An 8,539-nucleotide genomic window follows, 5' to 3' on the forward strand; every position below is an offset into this window, starting at 1 on the left:
ATATTGGTTCAGGCTGTCATGCCCGGGCCTTCCGTCCCCGAAAGGTCTGCAGCAGTCGACCCTTGCCTGTCGCTTGAAGCGGAAGCCTTGAGGCCAGGCAAGGACAAGGGCAGCGAACTCACGTCCGGCCATTTGGCGGCTCTAGCCGATATCGGGCGTTCGGATCCCAACGAATCTGCCAGCCCATTTGGCGTATCGCCCGACGGGAAGCAGATCGCCTTTGTTGTGCGCCGGGCCAATCCGCAAGCCAATGCCTTCTGCCAGAAGCTCATGGTCGCGAGCCTGGCCAGGGAGGGAGCGCCGCCGCGAGAGATCGACCGCGGCGGCGCTTTCATCCGCGCGACATTCGCCTTGCGCAATTTCCCCGTTGTCGGCGCAGGGTACGCTCAGGTCATCACCCCGCGCTGGTCTCCGGATGGCCAGCGTATTGCCTTTCTCAAGCGCGTGTCGGAACAGACTCATGTCTGGACCGTGGAGGCAGCCGGGAACGCTCCGGCGAGGCAAGCAACGGCACTGCCCGACGATGTCGAGGATTTCCGCTGGAGCACGGACGGGAAGGCACTCATTGCGCAAACGCGGCCGTCCTTGCGTGAAATGAACGCGCAGATTGCAGCCGAGGCGCGGACGGGCTTTGTGTTCGACGATCGCTTCTCGCCGCAGTTTGCGGATCGTCCCATGCCCACGGGGCCGATGATCACGTCGTATACCGCGGTAGACGATGCTGGTCTTGTGCGCCCTGCCACTGATGCCGAAATCAGTGCCTTCGCGAACCGGCGCGACAGTCTTGGCGACGAAATCCCGGTCGGCGCGCGGGGTTTTACGAGGAGAGCGGATGGCGGCGCAGCCTGGATAGAAAGCAAGGCACCCGGTCGATTGATCGCGCCGACACGCCTTGTCCTGCGACTGCCAGGCGGTGCAACCCGGCTTTGTGACACGGCGCTCTGCGACGGCGGGCGGCACCTGTGGTGGTCAGCCAATAGTGGTGACCTTTATGTGCTGCAGAAAACCGGATGGGGGCAGGGCCAGACGGGCTTGCTGCGTTGGCACGTGTCCTGGCCTCGCCCAAAGCGTGTTTTCGTGACCGAGGATGCGTTGATCGGCTGCACGATGCCTGGACCGGAGCTTGTCTGCGCGCGCGAGAGTGCCGCGCGACCGCGCCGCCTCGTCGCGATTGATCCTGCGACGGGTCGTGAGCGCCTTCTCCACGATCCGAACTCCGACTGGTCGCGGTTCAGACTTGGCACGGTCCAGCGGTTGCGGTTTCGCAATGCCTATGGTGTGGAAAGTTTCGCCGACCTCGTGCTCCCGCCGGATCACGGGCGAGGGCAGAAGCACCCCCTCGTTGTCGTCCAGTACGGCAGCGACGGATTCCTTCGCGGCGGCACCGGTGATGAAGTCCCTGTCCAGGTGCTCGCCGCGAAGGGATTTGCGGTGCTGAGCTTTGCCCGGCCCGATTTTCCGGCCTGGGTCATGGAAGCAAAGGACGAGAGCGAACTGCGCGCGCGCAATCGTACCGACTGGCTCGATCGCCGAAGTGTGCAGTCCTCGCTCGAGATGGCCATTGCACGGGCCATCGCCACAGGCGCTGTCGATGCCGACCGGATGGGGATCAGCGGGTTCAGCGATGGGACGTCGACCACCCAATGGGCGCTGATCAATTCGAAGCTGTTCAAGGTCGCGAGCCTCGGCGCGTGCTGCGAGGATATGGTGTCCTATCCTCTGGCGGCAGGGCCGTATTTCGAGAGGTTCGGGCGTGAAATGGGCTATCGCTTTTTCGAGGGGGGCGGCCAAGAGTTCTGGAAGCCGATGTCGTTGGTGCTCAACGCTGACAGGATTGAGGCACCGATTCTGATCCAGACTGGCGACAGCGAATACGAGGCGGCTCTCGATGTCTTTGCTGCCTTGCGCAAGCAGGGCAAGGCCATCGAGATGATCGTGTTGGAGAATGAGCCGCATTTCAAATGGCAGCCAGCGCATCGGCTTGCGATCTACGAGCGCTCGGTCGACTGGTTTCGCTTCTGGTTGATGCAAGAGATGGATTGCTCACCCGACAAGCGCGATCAGTACGAGCGCTGGAAGGCCATGCCAGGCGCGCCTGCGCCCGCTGCTCTTCTCTGCAAATGATCAGATGGGGAATTGTGAGCCACGCTGGAGATCAAGGCTGCCAAGAGCGCGCCCAGGCTTCGGCTTCGACAAAGTCCAGCAGCCGGTAGATTATCGGGTCTTCTCCATGTGGGTCGCTGGCAATGGCCTGCTCAATTGCGACTGCATCGATTAGTCCGTTGGCCCTCAACAGGCCACCGAGAAGCATGTCCCGGATCAGCGCCCGATTCTGGGCGAAGATCACGCGCATGACGCTGTCGGGACCGGCCTTGGATACACGGCGTACGATGGCAGCGGGCAGTTCTTGTGAGAACGCTGCACGGGCCAGTGCCCGATTGATTCCGCCCTGGCACCAGATCCATGTTGGGATCGACAGGCACAGCTCGACGAGGGGTTGGCTCATCAAGGGTGAGAACTGCAACAGGTCGGCAGGACCGCCGGCGGAATGGATGAAGTTCTGCGTCCGCAGCATCAACGCCAGATGCTCAACTTTGCCCGGATGCTTGAACGGAACCGCCAGTGCCATGTCTTGAATTGCAGCCGGCGCGTCACAGGCGGGCACATCGCTTGCCAGCAATCGCCGATCAGCCGTCCAGGCTGCAGGTCGAGCTCCGCGCCGCGCCCGCAAGGCCAAAGCCCGTGCCATGGCTGGCAATGTCGTTTGCGCGATCCGACATATGTCGAGATAAGTGGCCGCCGTGCCGCGCGACAGGCCTTCGCTGCGCCAACGGTCGAGGATCGGCGCCGGAGAATGCAGATAGCAGAACAGATTGTCGCCGCCATTGCCATCGAAAACCGCGCTTGCCCCAAACTGGCCAGCGGCTTCGATTGCTTGGCGCCGGACTTCCTGCATGAACGCCTTGCCCGAGGGGCGCGCAAACCCAAGCGAAACCGGAACGGTGAGATCGACCATGCGGGGATCGTAGCGGGCCTCGATGGTTTCGACGCCCAACGCATTGGCAAGCATCCGCACAGGCACGCGCTCGTCACCGCTGGGATCGCCCGTTGCAATCGTCAGGCAGGCGAAGTCCTTACCGGTCGTCGCAAGCGCGGCGGCGATCAGCGAGGAATCAACTCCGCCCGAGGCTGATACCAGCAGGCGGCTAGATACGCTTCCCCACGCCCGCATGACGCTTTGCGCGGTCGCGCGCAATTCAAAGGCCAGTTCGTCAAAAGGTCGTGTCTTTTTGTCCGGCATGAATTGGGTGGCATGCCACACGGCCACCGACGTTGCGCCGTCCTTGGTCCACGACGTCATGTGCCCGGCGGGCACTTCTTCGATGCCGGTAAGACAGGTTCGCTGACCGCGCCAATCCGGCCGTTGGAGATGCGAGGAGAGGTCAGACCAGGAAACGCGGGCTTTGGTGAGGGAATGCATATGCAGCAGCGTCGCGTCGCTCGTACAGGCCTGGCCCTCCGCAGTCTTCGACCGGAAAACCGGCAGCAGTCCTGACGGGTCCGGGTAAACGCACAAATGCGGCCCGTCGATAAGAAGGGCTGCGTATGCGCCCCAATATTCTCGCGTAAGCCATGTCGCGAAGCTTGATGCGTCAGGACACTGCAGGATTTCTCGGGGCAGGCGGGTGACGCGTCGGCCGGTCGTCCTCTCGAACAGATAGCCGATCACGACGCCGCGTTCGCCAGCGTCCAGAACGTGCTCCTCGTGCTCGGCCCACAGGCGAGGACCATCGAGTCCTGAAACACGGAACGTGGAACCGGTCGACAATGCGATGCGCTCGATGTTGCCCGCACTCGCTTCCGGCCAGGTCAGCAGAAAGCGGATCGGTTTCACAGGATCAGGATCGGCGTGTAGCGCGCCGACTCTTCCACGCTTTCGTTAAGTACGAAGTGACCGGCCTGTACCCAGCAATGGGCGGCAAAGGGCCGGAGCTTGACGCCAATGATGACCTGACAAGCGCAGCCCGATCTCGCCATCAGGCGGGCAAGCGCGATCGAGCGGGGCAAGCATCGGTTGACTGCGCTTCGAACAAGCCCAGCGTCCTCGAAGGCCTTCACCAGTGCGGTGTGTTCCGCACCGAAAGGTCTGCTCACGTGCCGCGAGCACAGCACTGAACGCAACTCTGACAGAACCATGTGCAAGCCACGTTTGGCCAGCCTTCGCTCGATAGCACGCTGCTCCCAGAGCGCGCGAGCCATCAGGGAAGGCGAGAAGCCGCATCCCCGCAGATCGGCTGCCTGTCGGGTGACGATGCCACTCCCTTGTGGGCGAAGTGGAGCGAGTGAAACGAACTGGTCAAGTCCGGCAGACTGCAATGCGGGGGCAAGTGCAACGCCATTGAACAGACTGGCGGTAAAAGCGGCATTGGCAGCTTCCGGCAACCGGAAGTAGCGGTCGCCAGCCAGATCGAGAAACAGCGCGGTCTCTTCGATGACGCAGAAGCTCAATGTGGGGAGGGGAGTGGTCATGGGAACCTGCGCCGAAGGGCGCATGCCCTGAAACTGGGACATGCGCCCGAGCCGGTCACTCGGCAGCGATGCCCGGGAGGAACCGGAGGTTGCCACCGCTGACGTCGAGTTCGACGATTGCCTGGCCCTTGGTTGTGGTCGAGGCTTCACCCAGATCGATCAGGGTGTCCTCGCGGGGCGTGTCTTGGGTCATGATCTTCATCCTTCTTGGCTAAACGCGACTCCATTGTCGCAGGCCAAGGATGATCCCGACCGGCACTGCCAGCCATTTTATAATGGCTTTATTTTGAGCAGCTTGGGGCAGGGATATGAAATGACCGGGACATGAAACGGATCGTTGGGGACCCACACCGCAGCCTTTAGCCTTTCGGCCTGGACATGCGCAGCGGCGACCCGGTCACTCAGGAGCAGCAGCGCAACGCAATTCAATTGCATCTAGCCCTGCAACTGCCCGGAGAAGAAGCACACTTCTTGATAAATTGATAGAATACAATGTGTTAAACAGAATTCATATTGGTGCATTGCGGGCCAATTGCTGCTAGGCTTGCGGCACGATGCGGACCGCTCTCGATCATCTTCCAGCACACAAGCGACGTGAGCTTGAGCGCGTCGTGCAGCTTGTTTTCGAGGAGTTTGAAGACAGCTTTGCTCTCGCGCGCCGCGGATGGAAGAAACAGGGCCGGATCCTCAAGGTCGTACTTTACGGCTCCTATGCGCGCGGTGGGTGGGTAGACGAGCCGCACACCGCCAAGGGTTACAAGTCCGACTACGACCTGCTGATCATCGTCAACGATGCGCGGCTGACCGACCGGGTAAAGTACTGGTCACGGCTCGATGAGCGCCTGATGCGAGAGTACGGAGTGACGGGCACGCTCAAAACGCCGGTCAACTTCATCGTCCACACCCTGGGCGAGGTCAACGATGGGCTGGCGCACGGGCGCTACTTCTTCATCGACGTCGCCAGGGACGGCATCGCGCTCTACCAGGCGGACGAGGAGGAACTGCATCAGCCCAAGCCCAAGACACCGCAGCAGGCGGTGACGATGGCACGGGAGTATTTTGAAGAGTGGTTTCCAAATTCCTTGAGGCGTTTCGAAAGCGCGAAATTTCTGCTGGATAAGGGATATGAAAAGCAAGCTGCGTTCGATTTGCATCAGACCACGGAGAGCCTGTACCACTGTGTTTTGCTCACGGTGACGTTCTACACACCGCACGTGCACAATCTGGGTTTCTTGCGCACTCAGGCCGAGCGGCTCGATCGGCGGCTTGTCCATGTGTGGCCGGCAGACAACCGCAAGCAGCGCGGAATGTTCGAGAAGCTCAAGGAAGCCTATGTGAAGGCGCGCTATTCCAAGCATTACCGTATTTCTGGCGAGGAATTGGCTTGGCTCGCAGAGCAGGTCGAAGAACTCGGTCGCGTGGTCTATGCGATCTGTTCGGAGCGCATAGCCGAACTCGAGGCACAGGTCCCGAGGCAGACGGCCTGAGCCGTGATTTCGATGATTGGTCGCGACAGGGTTTGACTTGATTGGCCGGATCGCGTCAGATGTTCCTCGCGCAATCCCTGCCGAGCCGGCACGCCTGTGGAGGCGTGAATGTTGCGGTATCTGGCACTTGGTCTGGCGGCTCTCGGATTTGCCCCGTCTGCGCATGCGCAATCTGTCGAGCTGATGGTTTTTGCGCCAACAACATCTGCTAATGTTGACGACCTGCGCAAATCAAGGTCGGCCTCGAGTTCCAGCAGTCCTGTAGACGGGTCACTGCGCTTCTTTCTTCGCACCACAGCCGATCCGCGGACGACACCAGCGCAGTATCAACCTGCCTCTTCCTCCTGTCCTTCCGCGCCGTATGTTCCGGCTCCTTGGCTCTCTGCCAAGGTCGAACGACGCCGGCAGATGCATTTTGCCGCTATAGCGAAAGCGGCCTGCGAATTCCGCATTTCGCCAAGCTTGTTAGAGGCGGTGGTAGCCCAGGAGTCCGGTTACAGAACACTGGCCATCAGCAGGGCAGGCGCCAAAGGGCTGACCCAAATCATGCCCGGAACAGCCGATGCGATGGGGGTTGCAAGGCCATTTGAGCCGATGAGCAATCTGCGCGGCGGAGCCCGCTATCTGCGCAACCAGCTGGTTCGGTTCCGCAGAATTGACCTTGCGCTGGCAGCGTACAATGCAGGTCCAGAGCGTCGGGCGCTCAGTGAAGGCCGCATTCCAAACATCAGCGAGACGGAGACATATGTTCGATCCGTTCTTAACAATTGGGAGAGGATCGCCAGGCACGCCCTTCACGGCGAAATCTTACAGCGACAAACCCTGAGGGCGAGCGGTCCATCGACTGGGAGCGCGGCTGTCCTGGCAACCTTCAAATAGCAGAGCTTTCGCAGTGTAGGGCGATGATTGCGGACGATCCGGAAGGGCAGCTTACGGACCGCGAAACCGGGTTAGCGGCCGTTTAAGCGAGGCGGCACCAACGGAAGCTCCCGACCGATAGTGTTGAAAAACCCACCGCTGGGATCGAGGGTAGTGTCAACTTGGCAACGGTCTGGAAGGCCTGCCCCGGTTATGCGAGCGCCGGTGCGGCGGGCATCGGGATCAGCTTTGCCAGCTTGCGGAGGTTTTGAGCGGTGGCGGCAAGGAGGAACTCGTCCTTTGCCCCGTTCGGCCCTCGCAGGCGCAAGCGGTCGAGCTTGAGAATGCGCTTGAGGTGGGCAAACAGCATCTCAACTTTTTTCCGCTCGCGGCGGGATGTAAGATACGCGTCGGTTTTGGCCAGATCTCTTGCCAGATCCCGTGCACCCTCGTGGATTGACCGGGGCACTATGCGGTTGGGCTGTCCGGGGCAGCATTGCGGCTTGAGAGCGCAGGCTTCGCAGTCATGTTTGCTGGCGCGGTAGCGGATAAATCCGTCTTGATCGACATCGCCCCGCAGCGCCGCAAAGTTCCTGCGGCGCGGGAGCAGCTCTTTGCTGCCGGGACATACGTAGAGATCATGTTGGTGATCGTAGCGGAATTCGTCGCGTTGGAAACTTCCGGTCCGGCGCCTCGCGTGATCGAAAATAGGGATGTGGGGTTCGATGCCGCGCTCATGGACAAGCCAGGCGATATTGGCGGCATCGCCATAACCGGTATCGGCGGCCAGACGCTGGGGCCAGATGCCAAAACGTTCCTGTGTTCGGTCGATCATCGTTCGCTGCGCCGTCACCTCGGCAGGGCGGATGGCCGTGGTAGCTTCAACATCGACAATCACGGCGTTCTCCAAGTCAATGAGATAGTTGGTGCTGTAAGCGAAGAAGGCTTGCCCGCCATGGGCGCTTGTCCAGCGCGCCGCAGGATCAGCGGGCGACAGATATTTGGGAGTAGCCGGCGATGCCGCGCCAAACGCTGCTTCATCGAGTACCTCAAGATACTCGCGGGCAGCATGATTGACGATGTTCGGGGGCAAGCCGTCCTCGCCGGGTACGCCTCGCTGCCGGTTCGCATCGGCCTTGATCAGGCTGGCGTCGACGGCAAAGCCCTCGCCACCGACCAATCCCTCCTCAATGCAGCGCGTGACGGTCATCTCGAACACTTCCCGCAACAGATCGCTGTCACGGAACCGGCCGTGCCGGTTCTTGGAGAAGGTCGAATGATCCGGCACAGCCCCGTCAAGGCCAAGGCGGCAGAACCAGCGATAGGCCAGGTTAAGATGCACTTCCTCGCACAGGCGCCTCTCTGACCGGATGCCCAGGCAATAGCCGATGAGCAGCATCCGGATCATGAGTTCAGGATCGATCGAAGGGCGGCCCGTCTCGCTATAGAATGGCCGCAGTTTCTCCCGAATGCCGCTCAGGTCCACAAAGTGGTCAACCGCCCTCAGCAGATGGCTTTGCGGCACATGGTCCTCCAGGCTGAAGCTGTAAAACAGCGCCTCCTGCATCACAGTCCGAGCACCCATCATCAGCCTGTCTCCCCATGACAGGGCCAGTGAATCAGGACTGCGCGATTACTGCAAGGCTGAGTTTTTCAACACTATC

At 61.0% G+C, this 8,539-nt stretch carries 7 protein-coding genes; 3 read left to right on the top strand and 4 right to left on the bottom strand.

Annotated elements, in window-relative coordinates; genetic code table 11:
- Positions 1–18: 18 nt before the first annotated feature.
- Positions 19–2,124, top strand: a complete 2,106-nt coding sequence (locus NJ75_RS14030; RefSeq protein ID WP_169745722.1) for an Atxe2 family lasso peptide isopeptidase — start codon at positions 19–21, stop codon at positions 2,122–2,124.
- A 31-nt stretch (positions 2,125–2,155) separates the two neighbouring features.
- On the opposite strand, the gene NJ75_RS14035 is transcribed toward NJ75_RS14030, so the two are convergent.
- The 3 genes from NJ75_RS14035 to NJ75_RS24390 all read right to left on the bottom strand — a co-directional run bounded on the left by NJ75_RS14035 (position 2,156) and on the right by NJ75_RS24390 (position 4,723).
- Complete coding sequence (locus tag NJ75_RS14035; protein ID WP_156135806.1) at positions 2,156–3,730, bottom strand: asparagine synthase-related protein; 1,575 nt, start codon at positions 3,728–3,730, stop codon at positions 2,156–2,158.
- A gap of 161 nt (positions 3,731–3,891) precedes the next feature.
- The gene (locus tag NJ75_RS14040) at positions 3,892–4,530 is read right to left on the bottom strand and encodes a lasso peptide biosynthesis B2 protein (RefSeq protein WP_169745723.1); all 639 of its coding nucleotides are present in this window, start codon (positions 4,528–4,530) and stop codon (positions 3,892–3,894) included.
- Between the two features lie 55 nt (positions 4,531–4,585).
- Positions 4,586–4,723, bottom strand: a complete 138-nt coding sequence (locus NJ75_RS24390) for a benenodin family lasso peptide (RefSeq protein WP_169745724.1) — start codon at positions 4,721–4,723, stop codon at positions 4,586–4,588.
- A 361-nt stretch (positions 4,724–5,084) separates the two neighbouring features.
- Here NJ75_RS24390 and NJ75_RS14045 point away from each other — a divergent pair, with 361 nt between their 5' ends.
- Together NJ75_RS14045 and NJ75_RS23810 are read left to right on the top strand one after the other, a co-directional pair.
- Positions 5,085–6,017 (top strand): nucleotidyltransferase and HEPN domain-containing protein, encoded by a 933-nt coding sequence (locus tag NJ75_RS14045; RefSeq protein WP_039335502.1) that lies wholly within the window; start codon positions 5,085–5,087, stop codon positions 6,015–6,017.
- A 108-nt stretch (positions 6,018–6,125) separates the two neighbouring features.
- Positions 6,126–6,896 carry a lytic transglycosylase domain-containing protein gene (locus NJ75_RS23810; protein WP_082013393.1) on the top strand — a complete coding sequence of 257 codons (771 nt, stop codon included), beginning with the start codon at positions 6,126–6,128 and terminating at the stop codon, positions 6,894–6,896.
- A gap of 190 nt (positions 6,897–7,086) precedes the next feature.
- Here the strand turns inward: NJ75_RS23810 and NJ75_RS14055 are convergent, their stop codons facing one another.
- Positions 7,087–8,463: an IS1182 family transposase gene (locus tag NJ75_RS14055; protein ID WP_039335504.1), complete on the bottom strand. Its 1,377-nt coding sequence runs from the start codon at positions 8,461–8,463 to the stop codon at positions 7,087–7,089.
- Positions 8,464–8,539: the final 76 nt, after the last annotated feature.

Origin of the sequence: Novosphingobium subterraneum, from assembly GCF_000807925.1 — a bacterium.
GTDB lineage: Bacteria > Pseudomonadota > Alphaproteobacteria > Sphingomonadales > Sphingomonadaceae > Novosphingobium > Novosphingobium subterraneum.